The sequence below is a fragment of the Microcoleus sp. AR_TQ3_B6 genome (assembly GCF_036702785.1).
In the GTDB taxonomy this organism is placed as follows: Bacteria; Cyanobacteriota; Cyanobacteriia; order Cyanobacteriales; family Microcoleaceae; genus Microcoleus.
The window spans coordinates 25573-46101 of sequence record NZ_JAUBVJ010000008.1 but is presented as its reverse complement, the minus strand read 5'-3'; the positions used below and the strand labels follow the sequence as shown (position 1 = coordinate 46101).

The window sequence follows — 20529 nt, the reverse complement described above, 5'->3', positions numbered from 1 at the left end:
AAACCCAAATTTTTGATAACTACTTCCCGAGACTCTGATATTTGCTCAATAAAGCAGCAAAACGCTTGTAGTCCAAAGGCTTCCTCAAATACTCCGCCGCTCCCAATTTCAAACCATGATTTTTGTCGTCCAAAAAAGTTATCATAATCACCGGAATATCAGCTAAATCCGGATCGGCTTTCAACGCCGACAGCACCGCCCAGCCGTCCATACTCGGCATCATCACGTCCAGAATAATCGCGTCTGGCTGCAACTGCTTAGCCAACAGCAGCCCCCCTTCACCGCAAGCCGACGATCGCACCCTAAATCCCTGTTTCGACAAGCAGCGGGTCATCAAATCCCGCGCGTCTGGATCGTCGTCAATCACTAAGACTGTAGCATCAGCGGGCAGATCCAGCCCTTTCGATCGCACCTCTTTTTCTTCTTTCTGGCTTTCCACCACCACCGGCAACCTGATCGTAAAAGTAGAACCGCAATCAAACTTGCTCTCAAGCGTAATGTCCCCGCCCATCATCTGGCAAAACTTCCGGCTAATTGTCAGCCCCAAACCGGTGCCGCCGTATCTGCGGGTAGTAGAATCGTCCGCTTGGGCGAAAGCTCCGAACAGCCTCGACACCTGATCCTCAGTCATGCCGATGCCGGTATCGGTGACTTGAAACACGATCGAAGGCATTTGACACTGAGAACGAGCTGCCGAGAAATCTTCGGAATTGTCGAGAGGCCAAACTTCCCCTTGTTCCTTCCAAACATTAATCGTAATTTTGCCTCGATCGGTAAACTTAGCAGCATTGCTCACCAAATTCAACAGCGCTTGGCGCAACTTCGACAAATCAGCGTAGATCGTGCCAATATTGCGATCGCAATTGACGATCAAAGTGTTGCCATTTTTCCCTACCATGGGTTGAACAGTAGCGACAACCTGCTCGATCAAATTCAACACCTCAAAAGTCTCCAAGAAAAGAGTCATCTTTCCTGCTTCAATTTTAGAAATATCCAGGATGTCACTAATAATGTTGAGCAACTGCTTGCCTGCGATATTAATGCTTGCCAAATCCATCACAAACTCTTCTTCGCCGAGTTCCAGAGCCTCTTCTTGCAGCAGCTCGCTGTAGCCGATAATCGCATTCAAGGGCGTCCGCAACTCGTGAGTCATATTTGCCAAAAATGAGCTTTTCGCCCGGTTGGCAGCTTCGGCAGCATTCTTGGTGACTTCCAATTCGGCCGATCGTTCCTCTAGCTGCCGCTGCCGTACTTCCAAACCGCTGAGCAAACTGCTAATTTGCTGAGCCATTGTATTGAGAGTAGAAGATAGCACCCCGATCGCGTCATTAGAAACAACAGGCGATCGAGCCGTCAAATCACCGCTTGCCATCAGTTCAGCAGTTTCCCGCAGCAAACCGAGATTCCGAATAATTGCCGACACCGACACAAAACCCACTATCCCCGCGATCGCACTCAAAACCAAAGCCCCCAGCAGCCAGTGCTGAGTGCGGCTTACCACTGCCAGAGTTTGCTGCACTAGCATCGCGATTGCTGCCTCAGAAACCCCCGCCGCCGGATCTGAGGCAGCGTCTATTGTCAGCAAATAGTTCTTCATCTCCACAGAACCCATCCACCCGGCTCCCACCGCCATCCAAGTTATCACTACCGAGATGACAAACAGCCCGATCAAAGAAGCCCCTGTTCCCAGAGACATCCGCCTCGGAGCAAGAGCCGCCGCCCAAGGATAGCTCTTGAGAAAAGGATCTGGCCGCACCGGTGCGCCCGAATTCCAAATCTCCTCAATTTGACCGTCCAACCTCACCTTACCAATCCGCACTGTTTTCCAGGTATGCTGCGTTTGGGCATCTATTTTTACCTTGCCCGAGGGCGCTGCAAACTCAATATTTTTAGCAGCCGCCCTGACTTTAACAACATCTGTCGAACCAGCTTTTTCTACTGCTTGCTTCCACAGGTAAACGCCCAAATAAGCAGCTTCGATCGGGTCATCCGTGACTCGATCTTGCCCGTATCTAGCTTTATAAGCCTTGACAAATTTACGATTTTCCGGTGTATCCACCGTTTGAAAATAGTTCCAAACCACCAAATGTCCGGCAATATTGGACGGCCCGATCGTCCGCACTTCCTCTTCTGCTACGCTGACCGACATCACCGGCAAATCCTCGGGTTTCAAGCCAGTTTCCCGCAGATGAAGGAAAAAAGCCACATTGCTGTCGCCGTTGAGAGTGTTGAGAATAGCATCCGGTTTCACTGCTAAGATATCAGCGATCGCCTCGCCCACTTCCTTAGAACCGAGCGGCAGATACACTTCCCCCGCCAACTCTCCCCCCAGTGCCGCCAGTTGAGCTTTCACAATCTGATTTGCCGTCCGGGGAAAGATATAGTCCGAACCCAACAGGAAAATTTTCCGTTTCCCCTGTGCCAGCAAGTAATTTACCCCAGGCACAATCTGTTGGTTCGGGGCAGCACCAGTGTAGAAAATATTCCGACACTGTTCTAGCCCTTCATACTGCACCGGATAGAACAGCAACCCGCTGTTGTGCTCGAAAGCCGGCTGTACAGCTTTGCGGCTCGCCGAAGTCCAACAGCCAAATACCACCGCCACCTGAGCTTCTAGGAGCAATTGCTTAGCTTTTTGAGCAAAAGTCTGCAAATCGCTAGCTCCATCTTCTATAACGGCTTCCAAGGGGCGTCCGAGTACCCCTCCCGCCGCATTAATTTCCTCAACAGCCAACAGCGTCGCATCTTTTACAGAAATTTCGCTGATGGACATCGTGCCCGTCAGTGAATGCAGCACGCCTATTTTGATCGGCTCGCGAATCGGGCCTGCTGCTTCGAGGGGGTTACTGCTCCTTGCGCCCATAGGGTTTTAGGTAATTTTTACTAATAACAGAATTTTTAGTTCGATCCTGTAGGAAGTTAGCCTTGAGGTTAACTCTTGTTTAGCAGATTATTTAACCCGATCGCCACAAAACCTGGAAATTGCTGCACCCTGTTGATTTTAACGGTTAAACTGCTACATCTGACTTAAGTCTGCACTAAACCTGTCGTCTATTTCTTTCTTCATCTTTTACCGATGTCGAAACAGCCTTGTCAAACAAACGACTGAAGGTACTTCTTGCGATCGCGCCGCAGAAAAATTCTCCCCCCCGCTCTCCCTCTCCAGGGTAGGTTTTTGACAATTGAGAAATTGAGGGCAAGCAAGAGGCAAGTTTTAAAGCCATAACAAGTCGAAATCCGGGCTTCTTCCTCTCCCCTCCTCTCCCTCTCTCCCCCTCTCCCCCTCTTCCTTTGCCCTATCTTTATCCCTGCCGATGGAAGTCTCCCTAATTTCTCTTACTTTAAAAGTAATAAATATTGCCCAGTTCCTATCTATCTTCAGGCAGAGGAAAGGCTTCGTTATTGGCGTTATTATAAGTATAAGGTTAGCTTCTAACTAGCCGTGTTAAAACTAAATTTAACCAACAATGAGCGTCAAGACAAATGAGTATTGAAGAAAACGCGACCCACACTGGCAGCGAGAATCAAGTAAGCCTACCAAAATCAAAGGAAGCATTGCTGGCAGAGGAAACAGAAAAAGCCCTCGGCGATCACAAACAAAAAGACGAGCAAACTATGCGGGCTGTTGAACAGTTGAAAGCAGAACTTCAGCAGAAAGTAGATACAGAATGTCATCAGAAGGTTGATTAAAACTAATAGGATTTTTTTGAGGGTGTGGGTAAGATGCGGTCTTGCCCACACTCGCCTTTTGAAGGCACAAGGTAGAAAGCAGAATTAAATAAAAATTTATAATTTTAAATTATTTTTGGTGTTAAAAAAACTGCCTGGAACGCAGGGATGACCATCCACCAGTTTTTTCACAGAAATACTTCATTGCAGCCAGCAAAAACGGTAAAAAAATCCGGTAAGTATGAAAGTCGCAGTCCGTCCCAGAGTGAAAAATAACTTTTCCATCTGCCATCTTCATTTTTTCTTCATTTCTTATTCCTAGAGGTAGAGTGCAACGCAGCTCCTAGTTTCCTATGATGAGTTTATTAAGTAAAAAATGTCTGATTAGATACAGATAGGGAGAAACCCATGAGCACTGAAGATAGAGCAAAGGCAACTGGCAACAACATCGCAGGCGCTGCTCAAGAAGCCCTAGGCAATGTTACTGGCGACCCGAAGGATAAAGCAGAAGGCAAAGCCAAGCAGGCAAAAGCTGAAGCGGGTCACGCGATCGAGGATGTAAAAGATGAGCTCAAAAAGAAACTAGACTAAGCCTAATACTAATTGAGAGGGTCGAGCAACCTGACCCTTTCAAGTATTCCAAATGTTTTCTGAACGGAGGAAAAAAAGGTGAGTTTATTGCAGCAGAGCCGAAAAATAATTGCAGGCGTACTATTGGTATTAATGCTGGTCGTTACTACTGCCTGCGCGCCCAGCGTTTCAGCCCAAAAACCTAGTAATGTACCTGTAGCAATTGGTGGCAGTCAGAGTAATTACGCGCAGCTAGAACGTGGCAATACCGCCGCAGGTGAAGATTTTGGTAAATGGGTAACATTGACGGCTCAGGGCCTGGTTCAGGATGCTTACGTGCGCGACAATAATAAATTGGGAGTTGTAATTACCCCGCAAGTTCGCCCTACAGAAGTGAAAGATTTGGCAAAATCTTTAGCACAAGGTTTTCACCGCAATTTCCCAAATCAGGATGTAAGTGTTTTGGTTTACGCTCCTGACAAAAAACTGATTTTGACGGCTAAGTACGACCAGCAATCAAATCAAATTGAATACAAGTCTTGACCTGGTTAGAAAGCTTAAATTAAAGCCGCGCGACGGTTTAATATTCCGCAGTTTTTAGAAGGGAAAAAAATCTCAAGTAGAGACGGAACAGTTGTGTAGATTGGAAGAGAGTTACCATGAGTAGCAGCGATAATTATAAGAGTCAAATCATGAAGGATTTGGCCCAGGGAAACCGAGAAATGATGCCCGAGACAACGGGTGAAGAGTACGAAAATTTTGACGATTTTGCTCAGAGAACTTCGCCGGATCAGCGCAAACAATTATTCGGGCGTTCCCTGAATCACGACTCCCTCCCGCCGGCTCAGTTGGAACCGGAATTGCAAAAGGCGATCGCCCAAATTAAGCCAAACGAACGTGACGACGTGGCGCGGGAATTCTTCAAGCATTTGGGCAAGAGAGGATTGGACGATCGCAAATTGGAAAAGCAGCTAGGACTTTCTACGCACCACGCTAGCCGCATGAATGCTGACGATGTTACCAAGCTGGCCTCGTTTACCTATCACACTCACCCGGATATTTTCCGAGAAGTGCTGGCTGAACAGCCGAGTTTGATGAAGTTTTTGGGCAATCCAGTTGTTGCGGGTATTTTGGGAATAGTTGCTGCTAAATGGCTCAACAACCGCAAATAGTCTCGGATTCAGAAAAGCCGAAAAGCTGATAATACCTGCAGCAAATAAAAGGACGATCGCCCGGGCGATCGCCCTATTATCTTTTATATCTAGTCCCGTAAAATAACCGCTCTCGCCTTTGTAGTGAGGACTTGAGTCCTCATAAAATTCTGTTGACTGTTGACTGATGACTGTTGACTGTTGACTGTTGACTGATGACTGATGACTGATGACTGATGACTGATGACTGATGACTGATGACTGTGTTGTTTGACTTCCAGGCTCTACCTGATAACGCAGAGAAAGGAGGCTGTGCCTCGAATTTTCCTCCGCAATTGAGGCTCTTCCTCGCTTATATCGCATAGCGAGGCTCGACCTCGGGACCAGTTCAATCTAAAATCTAAAATCTAAAATCTAAAATCGATTGACTGTTGATAAGCGAAAAATTTTAAACCTAATTTCCCGCTCCCAGATTCATCTGTGGAGTCAATTTTTAAATCTAAAATCTAAAATCTAAAATCGACTGGCTGTTGGAAAACTCAAGTCCTGATTACAAACCTTTTTGATTGCGGTCCTGCGAGGGGAAATAATATTATATTAAATTCCGATGCTTTAAATCTTAATTATTGGGTTCGTAGCTGTTGGGGTGATTAACACCCATTACCTATTACCGACTAGGAATTACCGATCGCCAAGGACTAATTATTGGTCGCAGCTAAAAATAGCGGCACAACCTTAAACTTCGGTATACCTGACACTCCGCCAAATTAAATGTACGATTAAGTGTTGCAGTGAATGACAAAAAAAAGATGAACCTATCCACTATTTGGCGAAAACTCCGCAGCCAGCAAGCCTTCTGCTTGGCTGCACTGCTGGCAGGTTGCCTTGTATTTATCGGTTGTTCCCCCGCCCAGTCAGCGGCTGGCAATTCAGTCGATCCCAAGTTGAAAGAGCAAGTCTTGCAGATTATCCGCGAAAACCCCCAAGCAATTTTAGATTCGGTACAAGCGTACCAGCAACAGCAGCAGCAGTCTCTCAAAGCAGCGCAGGAATCATTTTTGAAGGAGATGAAAAGTAATCCCAAATCTGCGATCGGGGATTCTCCCAGCACGGGATCGGCTTCGCAGCAGATTGTACTTTTAGAATTCTCTGACTTTCAATGTCCGTTTTGCGCGCGCGCTTACGATACTGTCAAGCAGTTTATGGCAAAACACCAGGATAAAGTTACTTTAGCTTACAAGCATTTTCCCTTGACTTCAATTCACCCTCAAGCGCTGCCAGCAGCTAAAGCAGCTTGGGCTGCTCAACAGCAGGGCAAATTCTGGGAATATTACAGCGGTTTGTTTGAAGGGCAGAAACAGTTAGGCGAACCATTGTACGCATCCATCGCCCAAAAGCTCAATCTAAAATTAGATAAATTCAACACCGATCGCAACAGCCCCGCTGCCGAAGCCGCTATTGAGAAAGACGTGCAACTCGCTCAACAACTGGGCATTCAAGGGACTCCCTTCTTTATTATCAACGGTCAAACTTTCTCCGGGGCGATCGAGCTTTCTGAGATGGAAAGCATTCTCGCTAGTATCTCCAAATAAGAAAGCCCACCTGAAAAAACAGAACGGAGCCCCGATTTCTTAAAGAAGTCGGGGCTCGAATGCGCGATCGGGTCGATCGCTATATTTACTGACGAATTTTTACGACGGGGAACAAATTTGCTCCTTGTGTTGTCTTATTAAGACTTTAAGCTGCTTAGGACTTAAGGATTATATCTTGCCTTTTACAAGCTTTCCCAAACCTAGCTAGTGGATTCAAATGATTATTTATCAATACTAATTTGAATTCTTTTGGCAAGACGATCGCGGCTTTTAAGCTCCATTTCCCTTGCATCTAGGAGGAAAATCGATCGTGGAAAAAATTACGCAAATAGTTTTCATTGACCCAACCGTTGAAGATTACCAAAGCCTTGCACCAAGCGCCGAACCAAGGAAAGAGATTTTTATACTGGATCGGGCGGGGGATGGAGTCGAGCAAATTACAGAGTTATTAGCTAGCTACACGGATATTTCCGCTGTCCACATTGTTTCTCACGGCGGGCCTGGAAATTTGCAACTGGGGTCAATTCAGCTAAATTCTGACAACCTAGACGAATATGCCGATCGACTTCAGCAGTGGAAAAAGGCTTTAGCCCCGTCAGCCGATATCCTCCTGTACGGTTGCAACGTGGCGGCAGAAATCGCCCCACCGATAGCCGGACGATCGTTCTTGCAACGCCTCAATCAACTCACAGGTGCAGACATCGCTGCTTCCAAAAACCTGACAGGAAGTGCTTTCTTAGGCGGTGACTGGGATTTAGAAGTAACAATTGGTTCGATTGAGACACCTTTGGCATTCACCCTTGATGCGATCGCCAGTTACGATCGCGTTTTAGCTACCATCAACGTCACGACTACCACCGATGAAGATAACGGCATTTTGGGCGGAGGTGCTGGCATCTCTTTGCGGGAAGCGATTCGTTACTCTGCCACAGGCGACACCATCAATCTGCCGACGGGTACTTTCACGCTGACTCTTGCTGGTGTGAACGAAGACTTGGGCGCGACTGGCGACCTCGACATTACCAAAAACCTCACTATTACGGGTGCAGGCACTGGTAACACAACTATCAACACTGCTGCAGATTGGAACGATCGGGTGTTTCACGTCCTTGGCGGCAATACCTTCAGCATCTCCGGCGCGACTATATCAGGGGGGAAGATCCCAGGTGCCAACGGCGGCGGCATCTTCAACGAAGGCACTTTGACAGTCGCCAACTGTACTTTTCAAAACAACCAAGCCAACGCAGGCGGTGCCATCTACAATAGCGGGATTCAAATGACCGTTACTGGCAGCACCTTCAATTCCCTGAATACAGCGGGCGGTGGCGGGGCGATATTCAATAATACTCTGGGGACAATTGACAGCAGTATCATCAGCAATAACAAGGCGACTGCGTTCGGCGGCGCAGGCATCAGAAACCAGAACCAACTCAGCATTACTAATAGCAGTATCACCAACAATGAGGTGACGGTCCAAGGTGGCGGCGGCATTTATAACGAAGGTGCGCTTACCATCGCTAGCACCACTTTCTCCGGCAACAAAGCAAGTGATGCAACAGGTTCTTTTTCCGGAGGTGGCGCAATCTACAGCAACGGCACTCTCAACATCACTAACAGTACGCTTTCGGGCAACACGGCCGTACAAAAAGGCGGTGCTATTTGGTGGAGCGGTACTACGGGAACGATCGCTAACAGCACCATCACCAATAACACGGCCGACTCAGACGCCAACAACGGCTTCATTGACAATGGCGGTGGCATATTCACCGAATCTAGTACGATCGCCCTCAGAAATACCATCATCGCCGGTAACTTAGATGCTTCGACCGCAGCAGGAACTATCCAGCCCGACGTTTCAGGCAACATTACCGGGAATAACAACAATCTGATCGGCAGCCTGACGGGCAACACGGGTACGCTTGGCACGGGCAGCGACATTGTTAACCCAACTCCTGGGCTAGCAGCGCTGGCAAATAACGGCGGCCCCACGCAGACACACGTCTTACTCCCTGGAAGCCCTGCTCTTGACAGGGGTAATAGCGCGATCGCACCTGCTACGGATCAGCGCGGCTTAACTCGGCCTTCTGGCAGTGCTGTTGACATCGGCGCTGTGGAAGTACAGCAGATTGTTAGCATCACCGCGTTCGATAATTCAGCCTCGGAAAACCCGATCGACACAGGCACTTTCCGCCTTAGCCGCAGTGATAGCACAGTCGGTAATTTGACGGTGAATCTCGCCATTGATGGCAGCAGTACCGCTGTTGCTGCTGACTACAATCTGGGCAGTACCTTTCCCGTCACTATTCCCAACGGGCAAAGCTTTGTGGATGTGATTCTGACTCCGGTTGATGACGCTATACCGGAGTTGGCAGAAACGCTGCGACTGAACTTGGCAAATGGGAATTATGCGATCGCACCGGCCAGCAGCAATGCTACGGTGACTATTGCAGCCAATGACTCGATTGCTTATGCGATCGCACTCACAAATCCAGCCACAGGTTCCTTACTTGAAGGCAATTCCGGCACTAAACTTGTCACCTTCACCGTTACTCGCAGCGGTGGCACGGGGGTAGCGAGTACAGTAAATTATGCGATCGCTGGTACCGCGAGCAACGGCGCAGACTACAATAATATCAATGCTGCCGGGGCTACTACCGCCACAGGGACGATCGCCTTTGCCGCCAACGAAACAACTAAAACTATTGCTGTGGATGTCTTGGGCGAAACCGCAGTTGAACCTGACGAGACAATTACCGTCACCCTCAGCAACCCAAATTTGACCGCAGCGCCGGAAAGTTCGACTATCACCACCAGCACGGCCACTGCTACGATCGTAAATGACGATTTTGTGTCACCAACTCCAGCTCCAACTCCAGCTCCAACGCCGACAACAACTCCAGCTCCAACTCCAGCTCCAACGCCGACAAAAACTCCAGCTCCAGCTCCAACTCCAGCTCCAACGCCGACAACAACTCCAACTCCAGCTCCAACTCCAACTCCAACTCCAACTCCAACTCCAACTCCGACTCCAACGGAAACGCCGACTCCAACTCCGACTCCAACTCCAACTCCAACTCCAACGGAAACTCCGACTCCAACTCCGACTCCAACTCCGACTCCAACGGAAACGCCGACACCGACACCGACACCGACTCCAACGGAAACGCCGACTCCAACTCCGACTCCAACTCCGACTCCAACGGAAACGCCGACTCCAACTCCGACTCCAACTCCGCCAACAACTCCGCCAACAACTCCAACTCCGACTCCAACGGAAACGCCGACTCCAACGGAAACTCCAACGCCGACTCCAACTCCAACGGAAACTCCAACGGAAACTCCGACGGCGACTCCAACGGAAACTCAAGACGAAGATTGCATTTGCAAGCAGATAACCTTTCCCAGCCAGACTGCTATTCGCGGCCCCAACCAAACAAATAGCACCACCAACGGTACAGAAAGCGACGACATTCTGGAGGGTTCGATTAGCAATGACAATATCGACGGCTTAAATGGTAACGACTTGGAGATTGGCTTTACTGGCAATGACAATATTTATGGCGGATCTTACCTCGGCATCGATCTAGGAAATCTAACCATTCTTCCCTCTGCCAAAGATAGCGACGTGCTGTTTGGCAATGAGGGCGATGATTACCTCAACGGGGGTGCTAAAGATGATTTAATTTTTGGGGGCGAGAATGAAGATGTTGCTTACGGTGGCAAAGATGACGACATAATTTTGGGAGACAAACAGAGCGATACTTTAATTGGCGATGAGGGTAACGACACCTTATACGGTGGTAATCTTAACCCTTTAGACATCGATTCTACAGGTCGCGATTTGCTATTTGGCCTCAGTGGCGATGATTACCTCAACGGGCAAGAAGCCGAAGATTCCCTTTCTGGCGGTAATGGCAACGATACAGTGCGTGGCGGCAAGGGTGATGATTTGGCCCTGGGAGACTTGGGCAACGACGTGCTGTTTGGGGATGAGGGCAGCGATACTCTCTGTGGTGCCGACGGAGAAGATACTATGTACGGGGATATTGGCAGCCCTCTGGCGATCGGCTCCGCTGGCGGTCAAGACCAAATGTGTGGTGGTTTGGGCAACGATTTGTTGTTTGGGAATGAAGGTTCCGATACCGTCAACGGTGATGCTGGAAACGATACTCTTTATGGCGGCAAGGATGAAGACAGTTTACTGGGTAGTGCTGGGGAGGATTGGTTATTTGGAGATGAGGGGAATGATACTTTGATCGGAGGTACTGGGGACGATCGATTTATCTTAGGTATCGACAACGGCCGCGAGACTATTTTAGACTTTCAAGATGGTCGCGATACGATCGGCTTGACAGGCGGTTTAAGTTTCTCGCAACTGAGCATTACTGTAGAAAATAATTCTACTTCGATCCGAGTTACCGATTCTGGTCAACTGTTAGCAACTCTCAGCAATGTGTCAACAGGGCTGATTAATGTTGCAGATTTTGCAATCCTGTAAGTATTTCAACCAAATGATATCAAGTCCGATTGTATCTTGCATCGGACTTGATATGACTCAAAATATACGATCGCCTTTTTCAAAATTTAATTTTCTCTGAACTAGATCGGCTTACCAAGAAATTGGGTCTAAAGCCCCTTCTTAATAGGACGGCTTTAATTAATTGCCTACCTTATAAGCGTTTACTCACTTAAATATTTATTTTTCAAATTTCACTGTATTTTATTAAAAATAGAGTATAATGACAGTCTACTACAGGTAGAATAACCGCCGATACACATGAGACACCAAGCTCAAACGACTGGTCGGGAAATAATAATAGTTAGTGGGTGGCGAAAACTACGAAAAAAACAGCTAGGCTAACTAACGTAAGCTAAAACCAGAAAAGTAAACTTTTGGAAATTAAACCGTACCGTAGGGCATACGGGAACAAAAGAAGTAATTCTCGAACGCTTGGGGAGATAAAATCCTCTGGGACTAACTAAATTAGGCTCGATACTTGGTTCAATCGAACGGGTATTTGGTTTAAGTATTGCCGTAAGGATAGCTAGTTTTAAGGTGTGTCGCCAGAACCAAGAATCCCCGCTGATGAGTGCACGGAGAGTGTCAATTATTAAGTCCGGCGATCTAACCATCATAAGTTTGTAGTGAGGTTCAGTTTTTTCTTAAATCTTTGAGCCAATAAGGACTAAAGTCCTCACTACAAACCACTTTGATTGTGGGTAATTCGCCGGACACGATCGAATTTTTGATTAGACTGCAGCCAACTCTGGAGTCGGACGCTTGCTGTGGCGGATACCCTCGATCGCCGCTGCGTAATCATTGGCCTTAAACACAGCAGAACCAGCCACGATCGCATTTGCGCCCGCTTCCAGAACTTGCCAAGTATTGTTCCCCTTCAAACCGCCATCCACCTCAATCCAAGGATCGAGGCCCTTGTCGTCGCACATTTTGCGCAACTGGCGAATTTTCGGGAGCACCGCCGGGATAAAACTTTGACCGCCAAAGCCGGGATTCACGCTCATAATCAGCACCAAATCGCAAAGTTCCAGCACGTACTCGATCAACTCCAGCGGCGTCGAAGGATTAAGAACTACACCAGCTTGCTTGCCCAATTCCCGAATTTGGCCGAGGGTGCGGTGCAAGTGAGGCGAAGCATTATGCTCGGCGTGAACCGAAATAATGTCAGCACCAGCCTTAGCGAAGTCTTCCACGTACTTCTCCGGCTCCACAATCATCAAGTGGACATCGATCACCTTGCTAGTAACAGGGCGAATTGCCTCAACAATCAGCGGCCCGATAGTAATATTAGGAACAAAGCGACCGTCCATCACATCTACGTGAATCCAGTCAGCCCCAGCTCGATCGACAGCCTGAATCTCTTCTCCGAGACGGCTAAAATCGGCTGATAATATGGATGGAGCAATAACGATCGGTTTTTGGGATTGGGTCATGGCTTGCGTCTGTTCTCCTGTGTCCTGTGCTGTATCCAGTTTATCAAAATACGGCTCTCCGGGCCGAAAAGTTGCCAACGCTCGATCGCCCTCGGCGGAGTGCCGCAAAATTTTGCCTCTGACAGACAAGTTTTGCGATCGCACCAGCCCTGCTATCCCAATTTTGGTTTAGGATATAAATTTTACGTCCAACTAATAACTTTTGTGCAAAATCTGACCTTCTGCAAATTTTGAGTAGCGAATTATGAAAAATAGAGATCCCTTAGACAATCCTGAACTCGATCGTGCAAGTCTGTTTGTATTAATGATCCCAGTCATCGGCTTTTTCCCCGCCCTGTGGACTCTTTACCGTCGTCAGGGCAGCCCCGAACGCAAAGCCGTCAGCCGCTTGGCAATTGCCCTTGCTTTTAGTTGGCTCTTAGGACATATTCTTTTAGAAGCTGGAGCGATTTCTGCGGAATCTCCGACACTTCCCATGTTATTAATGAGTAGCCTGCTAACAACCAGCTATTTCATCGTTGCTGTGGGACTGATGGTTCGCCTCTGGAAGCGTCAACCGCTATGGTTGCCCGGAATTAGCCGCGTAGCCGAGCAAGTGGTGGGCAAACATTTATCATAATTTAGGGTTCTTTTAAGCCCCTACCCTCTTGATTGAGTGCGTCTTCAGCTTGATACTACATATTGCCATTATCTTTTTTATTTTTGTTGTGTGTGAGGAAGCCAGTGCCAGCTCAAAAAATTCCTAATCAAGACCCTATCCAACAATCAACTGCTCAACCTTCAACCAAAAAATCGAACCAGCCCCATCGAGGCCGTTGGCTGGGTTTTGGTTTTGGTTTGGCTGGAGTAGCCATGCTCTCAGCTACAGCCGGAGCGTTGCTAGCCGTCTCCCTTTCCACAACGCCACTTCAGCAACAAAAGTTGAGCCCTGAAGAAGCGGCGGTATTTTCTCAAGGCGACATGGCAAAGCTCAGCATGAAGATGCCGGAGCTGACTCGCCCAGTTAATATTTTAGTTTTAGGACTTAAAGTTCTCAGTTCAGACCTCGACGGCCATCCCGATAAGGAGCAGGGATACGATGTCTGGCAAAACTCTTTCAAAGGGTTAACCGATACCATGCTGTTGGTTAGATTTGACCCTCAAAATAAAAAGTTAAGCGTGCTTTCCATTCCGCGAGACACCCGCACCTATGTTGAAGGCAGGGGTGTCGTGAAAATCAACGAAGCCAATTACTACGGCGGCCCGGCTTCGTCAGCCAAATCAGTCAGCGGACTCTTAGGCGGCGTGGGAATTGACCGGTATGTCACAGTCAATATTCAAGGCATAAAAAGCTTGGTAGATGCACTTGGTGGCATTACTATTAATGTCCCTAAAGACATGAAGTATACCGATGAAAGCCAGCATTTATATATAGATTTAAAGGCTGGCAAGCAGAACCTCAACGGCGAACAAATCGTGCAATATTTGCTTTACCGGCACGACGATTTGGGGGATATCGGGCGGGTGCAGCGGCAACAATTGTTGATGCGGGCTTTTGTGGAACAAGAAGTTAATATAGGTTTACTGTCTCGACTACCGAAGATTTTATCGGTGATTCAGTCTCACCTTGACACAAATTTGAGTATAGAAGAATTGGTGGCTTTGGCTGGTTTTGCTACTAAAACCGATCGCGCTAGCGTGCAGATGTTGATGGTTCCCGGCAGATTCAGCGATTCTAAGGATTACAAGGCTAGTTTTTGGTTGCCAGACCAAAATGGCATCGAAACTCTGGTGGCGAAACATTTTGACTTCGGCCAAAATACTTGGCAAATTGAAAATGTTGATGCGACTTTTCTGAAGGTGGCGATTCAAGATAGTACCGGAGATCCATCGGCTGTTGAAGATTTTGTCAATACTCTGACTCGCGCTGGCTATCGGAATGTTCAGGTTTATAAAGCTTGGCCCGAACCGCTGGAGGTAACTACTGTAGTAGCTCAAGACGGCGATGTTAAAGGTGCTGAAGCGATTCGGCAGTTTTTGGGTTTTGGGGATGTGCTGGTTGAGAGTACCGGTTCTTTGCAGTCGGACGTGACAATCAGATTGGGTCAGGATTGGCTGAGCAAAAAAAATCTGTCTCGCGGGGACTTTAAGTCTTTTTAAACTGGGTTTTAACCGCAGTATTTGTAGGGACACAGCAATGCTGTGTCCTCTTCTTTTCTGTGGGTAGAGATGGAGGCGATCGCTTTTTTGTCGATTTACTGATACTATCTTTTTTGGTGATAATGAATCACGATCGCCATACCGATACTTCCCTCCGCAATCAGAACTGAAACCATAATCAACGAGGGAAATTTTAAGATATTTTATAAAGGTAGGGTTGATGAACAACAGTCCTAAAATAGACCGACAGCGAGAACATCAAGCAAATGAACGCACGTTTCTTGCATGGTTGCGAACTTCACTGGCTTTAATTGGTTTTGGGTTGGCAATCTCTCGGTTCAGTTTATTTCTCCGTCAATTTCAAGCTACAGTGACTCAGAAAGAAGTTTCCGCCCCTCCCTTCTTCAACTCGGAAACTTTAGGGCTGAGTATGGTCGTTTTTGGCATTGCGGTCATTGCCTTAGCAGCATGGCGTTATAATCGAGTTTTCTGGCAAATTGAGCGAGGTGATTATCGCCCCAATCGCGTGCTCGTTTGGATTCTGACGGGAGTTGTGATGATTTTAGGAACCTTAAGCATTCCGTTGTTGCTATGGCGAGAGCGCGGAAATATAGCTCCCACTTCAACTCCTAAAAACTCTCAATTCTAAGTTAACCCGATCGCTTAGCTAAAGTGAAAATAACCCCAACCATATCATTAAGCTTTTGTGCATCTACATTGTCTAACGCGTTCGAGGAGCTGATGGGGAGAGCATTTGACTTTTGCTCTGGTCATCGAAATATACAATTTAAATGCAGTACAACTTACAAGCGGAAGCAAGTGAAATGAAGCCATCGCACCCACAACCAACCTAAAAAACTCCCCACAAAATAAGAGATAAAATCTGACCAAGTAAAGTGATTTCCCAAAATCAGCCTTCCGGGTAAAGTAGCTCGCATTGCTTGTAAAAACGGAGGTGTCCACAGTTGGAGAAACTCTACTCCGCAAGTAGCTAGACACACAGCTACAGCCGCCTTAACTTGCGAAAATCGCGGCAAGATCAGAACTACCAGCAAAATCCAAAATACCTCATAGGCTATGCTCCCAAAAAAGTCGTTGAACCATTCCGGTGCAGGGCCGCGAGAAAATCTCACTACATAACCTACAGGGATAATGACAGTAATGCTGATTAGCAGAGCAACTCGATATTTGAAAAAACGGCGATCGGGAGAAATTGGGGAAGTCATTGATTCCGGGGACAATCACGCATTTGTTGTCACAGGTTGAAGTGATAAACCTCAGCAGTAAATGTCATCTTCAATACTGCTAACTTTAAAATCAGAATTAGCCAAAGTCTTAGCTAAGATAACTCGTCCTGCTTCACTACTATAAGGTTAATCGCGATCGCCCACAGGTAAACTCAGTATAAATGCTGTTTGACCAAGTATTGCAGCATCTAGTTGGATGTCGCCGCCGTGGGCCCGTGCGATTTCCCTTGCTAAGCTTAGCCCCAATCCCGATCCTTCTATTTTTTGGATCTGAGTCGAGTCGCCGCGATGGAAGCGCTCAAAAATGCGATCGCGCTCGCTCAAAGAAATATCGTGAGAACTATTGACAATTTTCACAATTACTTTTTTTCCCTGACAGTTAGCCTGTAACCTGAGCCAACCCTTCGGTAAATTATATTTAATCGCATTACCAACCAGATTTTGCACAACCTGCACCAGCAAATCGCGATCGCCCTTGATATATAAATTGGGATTAATTGCCATTTGCACATCTAAATGCGGTGCTAGCAGCTCCATATCTTCGGCAATTTCCGATAGCAAAGCCGACATATTCACCTCAACCAAATGTAAACCCATACGTCCGGCATCGGCTAGAGAAAGTAAGAGAAGTTTACGGGTAATTTCACTCAAACGGCGCACTTCATCCAATAAATTACTCAGGGTTTGCTGCGCCTCAGAACCCGATTCCACTTGATGCAAAGCCCGTTCTAGTTGGCCTTGCAAAATTGCCAGCGGAGTCTTTAACTCGTGGGCAGCATCTCCACTAAAACGAGAAGCTTGTTTAAAACTTCGCTCCAGACGTTCTAACATTTGATTGAACACAAAAATTAATTCTACAAACTCTATATCCGTTGATCCGACAGGGACGCGCCGATCTAGCCCTTGTACCGTAACATTGCGAATAGCCATCGTGAGTCGCCCAATTGGGTATAGCATACTCCGCGATATGACCCAAGCTCCACTGGCCACGAGTAAAAGCACTACGGGAATAGAAAATAGAAAGATATTGCGAATCGATGCCATTTCCCGATCGATCGCTTGTAAGTTAACAGCGATTGCTATTTGAGTCTGAGGAGAATGAGTCGCGCCCACACGCCAAACTGCCGTGCTAGTACGCTGGGTTGCTAGTTTAGCTTTGAAAACTCGAGGAAAATGCGGTCGATCGAATTGAGGAAGCCGATCGCGCGGGGGTCTTCTTTCTCTCGGTGACAATGAATCGGATCGATGGGGAGGTAGTAGATAGGGTGGAGGTGGTGGAGGGGGAGGTTCTAATTGAAAAGGTATTCTGGGAAGATCGGGAGGGGGTTGCGGCAGCGATCGCCATAGTGAATTGGCATCAATCCCATCTTGCCACTGGCTCGATCGGTAGAGCAAATTACCATCTCTGTCAGTCACCAGCAAAGCCACGGTTGTTTTTCCATCATTCATGCCCAAAACTGATGGCAAAGAATCATTATAAACATCCCATTGAGTCGATTGCGGGCGGGTAGATTGGACTAACTGATTCTTGATTTCAGCATCAAGACGCTTGACCTTAGCATCGTAAATCAACCACCACGAAACAATACTAAAGCCAATGAGAGCAATACTTGCTAGAACAGCAGATGATAGAGCAATGCGAAAGCGAAAAGATTGCAATTTCACGATGGGGAATCTGGTTTGCGAAACCGATAGCCAACGCCGCGCACGCTCTCAATCCATCCTGTACCGCCGATCGGTTCAATTTTCTTGCGAATGCGTTGAATACATACATCTACCACATTCGTATTCGGATTAAAATCATAACCCCAGATATGTTCGAGGATTTGCGTGCGGGTGAGTACCCGGCCAGGCGATCGCATTAGATATTCCAACAGATTAAACTCGCGAGTTGTAAGTTCTACCGCATGGCGATCGCAAGTAACTTCTCGGAGAATGCGATCGAGCTTAACTGGGCCAACGCTCAGAATATTTTGCCGATCGCCCGCAGCACGCCGCACCACAGCATAAATCCGAGCAACTAACTCCTCAACAAAAAACGGTTTAGCCAAATAGTCATCAGCACCGAGATGTAACCCTTCAATGCGATCGTCTAGTTCATTGCGAGCAGTTAATAAAATCACGGGTACATTGCGTCCAGCCTTTCGCAGATGTTTGAGAATAGATAATCCATCTTTTCCCGGCAATACAATATCCAGGACGATCGCATCGTATTGATTATCCATCGCCCGCCCATAGCCCTCATTGCCATTATCGCAATAATCCACAACAAAACCTTGTTCTTTCAAGCCGATACAAACAAAATTAGCGATTTTTTCTTCATCTTCAATGTATAGAACATTCATAGATTTACCGATTCGGTTGCGATTATACCGCCATCATAGATTTACTTAAATTACAAAACTGTAATCCATCCGCAGTGTGGCAGGTAATGTTTTGGGAGTTTAATTCAGCTGTCAACATTTTTGGATTAGCGATCGTAACTCTCATGAAAATTGCTTCACTGCTCGCACTACCTGCTACAGCCTTGCTGCTGGGGTTTAGCAGCTTGACTTTTCCCGATCGGACTACAGCTAATTCTAATACTGTACTAGCCCAGAGCCAACCCGAACCCAGCCAAGAGCGCAGACACCCGCCCCGTATAGATTTTGCCGCTGCTGCCAAACAATTAGGAGTCACCGAAGCCGAGTTAATCGAAGCTTTGGGGCTACCCGCCAAACCGCCCGAACCACCAAGTGAAAATAATCGCCCGCCCAGCCCACCGCCGGGTCCTCCTTTAGATATTCCCGGTGCGGCGAAAAAGTTGGGAGTCACCGAAGCAGAGTTGATTCAACTTTTGGGCATTCCACCGCGTCCACCCGGCGATCGTAATCTACCTCAAAATTCCGAAAAACCCTAATTTCTCCCCATTACAAAACTGTAATCCTAGCACGTGGATAAATGCCATCTTGAACCAGCTTAATGATTGTAGCGACCAACTCAAAGGGCGATCGAGAATTAATTCCTTTAGCCTGACAACTGAATCAAACTTATAAAACTCATCGAGGTAATTACACCATGCCCCCACTATTTCCTAATTCAATCAATGCACCGGGCAATCCTCCTCAAAATCAAGGCGCACCGGGAAATACTCCCCAAAATCAAAGAATACCGGGCAATCCACCAGGGCAAAATCAAGGCGCACCGGGCAATCTTCCTCCCCAAAATCAAGGAGTACCGGGCAATCCACCTCCCCAAAACCAAGGCGCACAACTTACCATTTCTGCTCTACCTCCCCAAAACCAAACTCAACCCCCTCAGCCAGCTAACAGTATCAGCACCACAGCAGGAAACGACAATATTACCGGAGATAGTTTAGATAACTTCATCCTAGGCAGTAGCGGCACAGATAGCATAAATGGAGGAACAGGCACAGACACAATCAGCTATCTTTCCCTCGGCAATGGCATTACCATTAAAGCTCGAGGTATTGTAGATAAAGGCGCAGCAGGTACAGATACCCTGCAAAATATAGAACAAATAATTGCTCCTTTAGGACAGATTAATACCATCGATGCTTCTACAGGTAGCGGCACAGCGTCTATAAATGTGGATTTGTCGCAGAATCGTTTAGCGGTTAACAATCTACCCGGTATCGGGACCCTGAATTTGACTGTAGAGAATTTCCTTAATGTCACAGGTACTCCCAATGTAGATGTCCTTACCGGAAACATCCAAAACAATACTTTAGTAGGAGGAGATGGTAACGATACACTCTCTGGTTTGCGTGGCAATGATACCCTAATTGGAGTAAATCCATTGAGTGCTACACCGGGAAGCAATGAAACGGATGTGCTGATTGGGGGTCGAGGTAGAGATATTTTCGTGCTCGGTGATGCCACCAAGACATACTATAGTGGAACAGGATTTGCATCGATTCAAGATTTTCAACAAGGAATCGATCGAATTCAGTTACGTGGCAGCCTTTCCAACTACAATATTGTGGGTAACTCCATCAATTTGGCTGGTACATCCGATCAAATAGCTGTCATTCAAGGTCAGTTTACCCCTGATAGTTTCATATTCGTGTAATATCAATTTCGGTAGCATCGGAATAGTAAAATCCAGTCAACAGTCAATCCCCGATGTTGCAACCGAAATTGATATAAATCATCTGCGTGAATCTGTGTTTATCTGCCCCCATCTGCGGTTAAAAAAGAGAATTTGGTA

Annotated in this window: 17 protein-coding genes; 11 read left to right on the top strand and 6 right to left on the bottom strand. The window is 47.1% G+C overall.

Annotation, left to right across the window (positions count from 1 at the left end):
• Positions 1 to 19 precede the first annotated feature (19 nt).
• Entirely contained in the window at positions 20 to 2863 is a 2844-nt protein-coding gene (gene urtA, locus QUB56_RS06210) for an urea ABC transporter substrate-binding protein (RefSeq protein ID WP_332954108.1), read from the bottom strand.
• A 175-nt stretch (positions 2864 to 3038) separates the two neighbouring features.
• Positions 3039 to 3224, bottom strand: a complete 186-nt coding sequence (locus QUB56_RS06205; protein ID WP_332954106.1) for a hypothetical protein — start codon at positions 3222 to 3224, stop codon at positions 3039 to 3041.
• Positions 3225 to 3483: 259 nt separating this feature from the next.
• Here QUB56_RS06205 and QUB56_RS06200 point away from each other — a divergent pair, with 259 nt between their 5' ends.
• The 6 genes from QUB56_RS06200 to QUB56_RS06175 all read left to right on the top strand — a co-directional run bounded on the left by QUB56_RS06200 (position 3484) and on the right by QUB56_RS06175 (position 11480).
• Positions 3484 to 3690: a hypothetical protein gene (locus QUB56_RS06200; RefSeq protein ID WP_332954104.1), complete on the top strand. Its 207-nt coding sequence runs from the start codon at positions 3484 to 3486 to the stop codon at positions 3688 to 3690.
• Positions 3691 to 4077: 387 nt separating this feature from the next.
• Positions 4078 to 4260, top strand: a complete 183-nt coding sequence (locus tag QUB56_RS06195; protein WP_006632074.1) for a CsbD family protein — start codon at positions 4078 to 4080, stop codon at positions 4258 to 4260.
• Between the two features lie 78 nt (positions 4261 to 4338).
• Positions 4339 to 4782 (top strand): hypothetical protein, encoded by a 444-nt coding sequence (locus QUB56_RS06190; RefSeq protein ID WP_332954101.1) that lies wholly within the window; start codon positions 4339 to 4341, stop codon positions 4780 to 4782.
• Positions 4783 to 4898: 116 nt separating this feature from the next.
• On the top strand, positions 4899 to 5411 hold the full coding sequence (locus QUB56_RS06185; RefSeq protein ID WP_332954100.1) for a hypothetical protein: 513 nt from the start codon (positions 4899 to 4901) through the stop codon (positions 5409 to 5411).
• A gap of 788 nt (positions 5412 to 6199) precedes the next feature.
• On the top strand, positions 6200 to 6982 hold the full coding sequence (locus tag QUB56_RS06180; protein WP_332954098.1) for a DsbA family protein: 783 nt from the start codon (positions 6200 to 6202) through the stop codon (positions 6980 to 6982).
• 310 nt (positions 6983 to 7292) lie between these two features.
• Complete coding sequence (locus tag QUB56_RS06175; protein ID WP_332954096.1) at positions 7293 to 11480, top strand: DUF4347 domain-containing protein; 4188 nt, start codon at positions 7293 to 7295, stop codon at positions 11478 to 11480.
• A gap of 752 nt (positions 11481 to 12232) precedes the next feature.
• Here the strand turns inward: QUB56_RS06175 and rpe are convergent.
• Complete coding sequence (gene rpe / locus QUB56_RS06170; RefSeq protein WP_332954222.1) at positions 12233 to 12934, bottom strand: ribulose-phosphate 3-epimerase; 702 nt, start codon at positions 12932 to 12934, stop codon at positions 12233 to 12235.
• 244 nt (positions 12935 to 13178) lie between these two features.
• On the opposite strand from rpe, the gene QUB56_RS06165 reads away from it, so the two are divergent.
• The 3 genes from QUB56_RS06165 to QUB56_RS06155 all read left to right on the top strand — a co-directional run bounded on the left by QUB56_RS06165 (position 13179) and on the right by QUB56_RS06155 (position 15722).
• Positions 13179 to 13553 (top strand): hypothetical protein, encoded by a 375-nt coding sequence (locus QUB56_RS06165; RefSeq protein ID WP_332954095.1) that lies wholly within the window; start codon positions 13179 to 13181, stop codon positions 13551 to 13553.
• Positions 13554 to 13657: 104 nt separating this feature from the next.
• Complete coding sequence (locus QUB56_RS06160; protein WP_332954094.1) at positions 13658 to 15073, top strand: LCP family protein; 1416 nt, start codon at positions 13658 to 13660, stop codon at positions 15071 to 15073.
• Positions 15074 to 15293: 220 nt separating this feature from the next.
• Positions 15294 to 15722, top strand: a complete 429-nt coding sequence (locus QUB56_RS06155) for a DUF202 domain-containing protein (RefSeq protein WP_332954091.1) — start codon at positions 15294 to 15296, stop codon at positions 15720 to 15722.
• Between the two features lie 154 nt (positions 15723 to 15876).
• Here the strand turns inward: QUB56_RS06155 and QUB56_RS06150 are convergent, their stop codons facing one another.
• The 3 genes from QUB56_RS06150 to QUB56_RS06140 all read right to left on the bottom strand — a co-directional run bounded on the left by QUB56_RS06150 (position 15877) and on the right by QUB56_RS06140 (position 18665).
• Positions 15877 to 16299 carry a DUF2809 domain-containing protein gene (locus QUB56_RS06150; protein ID WP_332954089.1) on the bottom strand — a complete coding sequence of 141 codons (423 nt, stop codon included), beginning with the start codon at positions 16297 to 16299 and terminating at the stop codon, positions 15877 to 15879.
• Positions 16300 to 16446: 147 nt separating this feature from the next.
• Complete coding sequence (locus QUB56_RS06145; RefSeq protein WP_332954087.1) at positions 16447 to 17985, bottom strand: ATP-binding protein; 1539 nt, start codon at positions 17983 to 17985, stop codon at positions 16447 to 16449.
• The gene (locus QUB56_RS06140; RefSeq protein ID WP_332954085.1) at positions 17982 to 18665 is read right to left on the bottom strand and encodes a response regulator transcription factor; all 684 of its coding nucleotides are present in this window, start codon (positions 18663 to 18665) and stop codon (positions 17982 to 17984) included. The genes QUB56_RS06145 and QUB56_RS06140 overlap by 4 nt, the downstream gene beginning before the upstream one ends.
• A gap of 143 nt (positions 18666 to 18808) precedes the next feature.
• On the opposite strand from QUB56_RS06140, the gene QUB56_RS06135 reads away from it, so the two are divergent.
• Both QUB56_RS06135 and QUB56_RS06130 read left to right on the top strand, forming a co-directional pair.
• Positions 18809 to 19219 (top strand): hypothetical protein, encoded by a 411-nt coding sequence (locus QUB56_RS06135; RefSeq protein WP_332954083.1) that lies wholly within the window; start codon positions 18809 to 18811, stop codon positions 19217 to 19219.
• A gap of 158 nt (positions 19220 to 19377) precedes the next feature.
• Positions 19378 to 20391: a M10 family metallopeptidase C-terminal domain-containing protein gene (locus QUB56_RS06130; protein ID WP_332954082.1), complete on the top strand. Its 1014-nt coding sequence runs from the start codon at positions 19378 to 19380 to the stop codon at positions 20389 to 20391.
• Positions 20392 to 20529 lie beyond the last annotated feature (138 nt).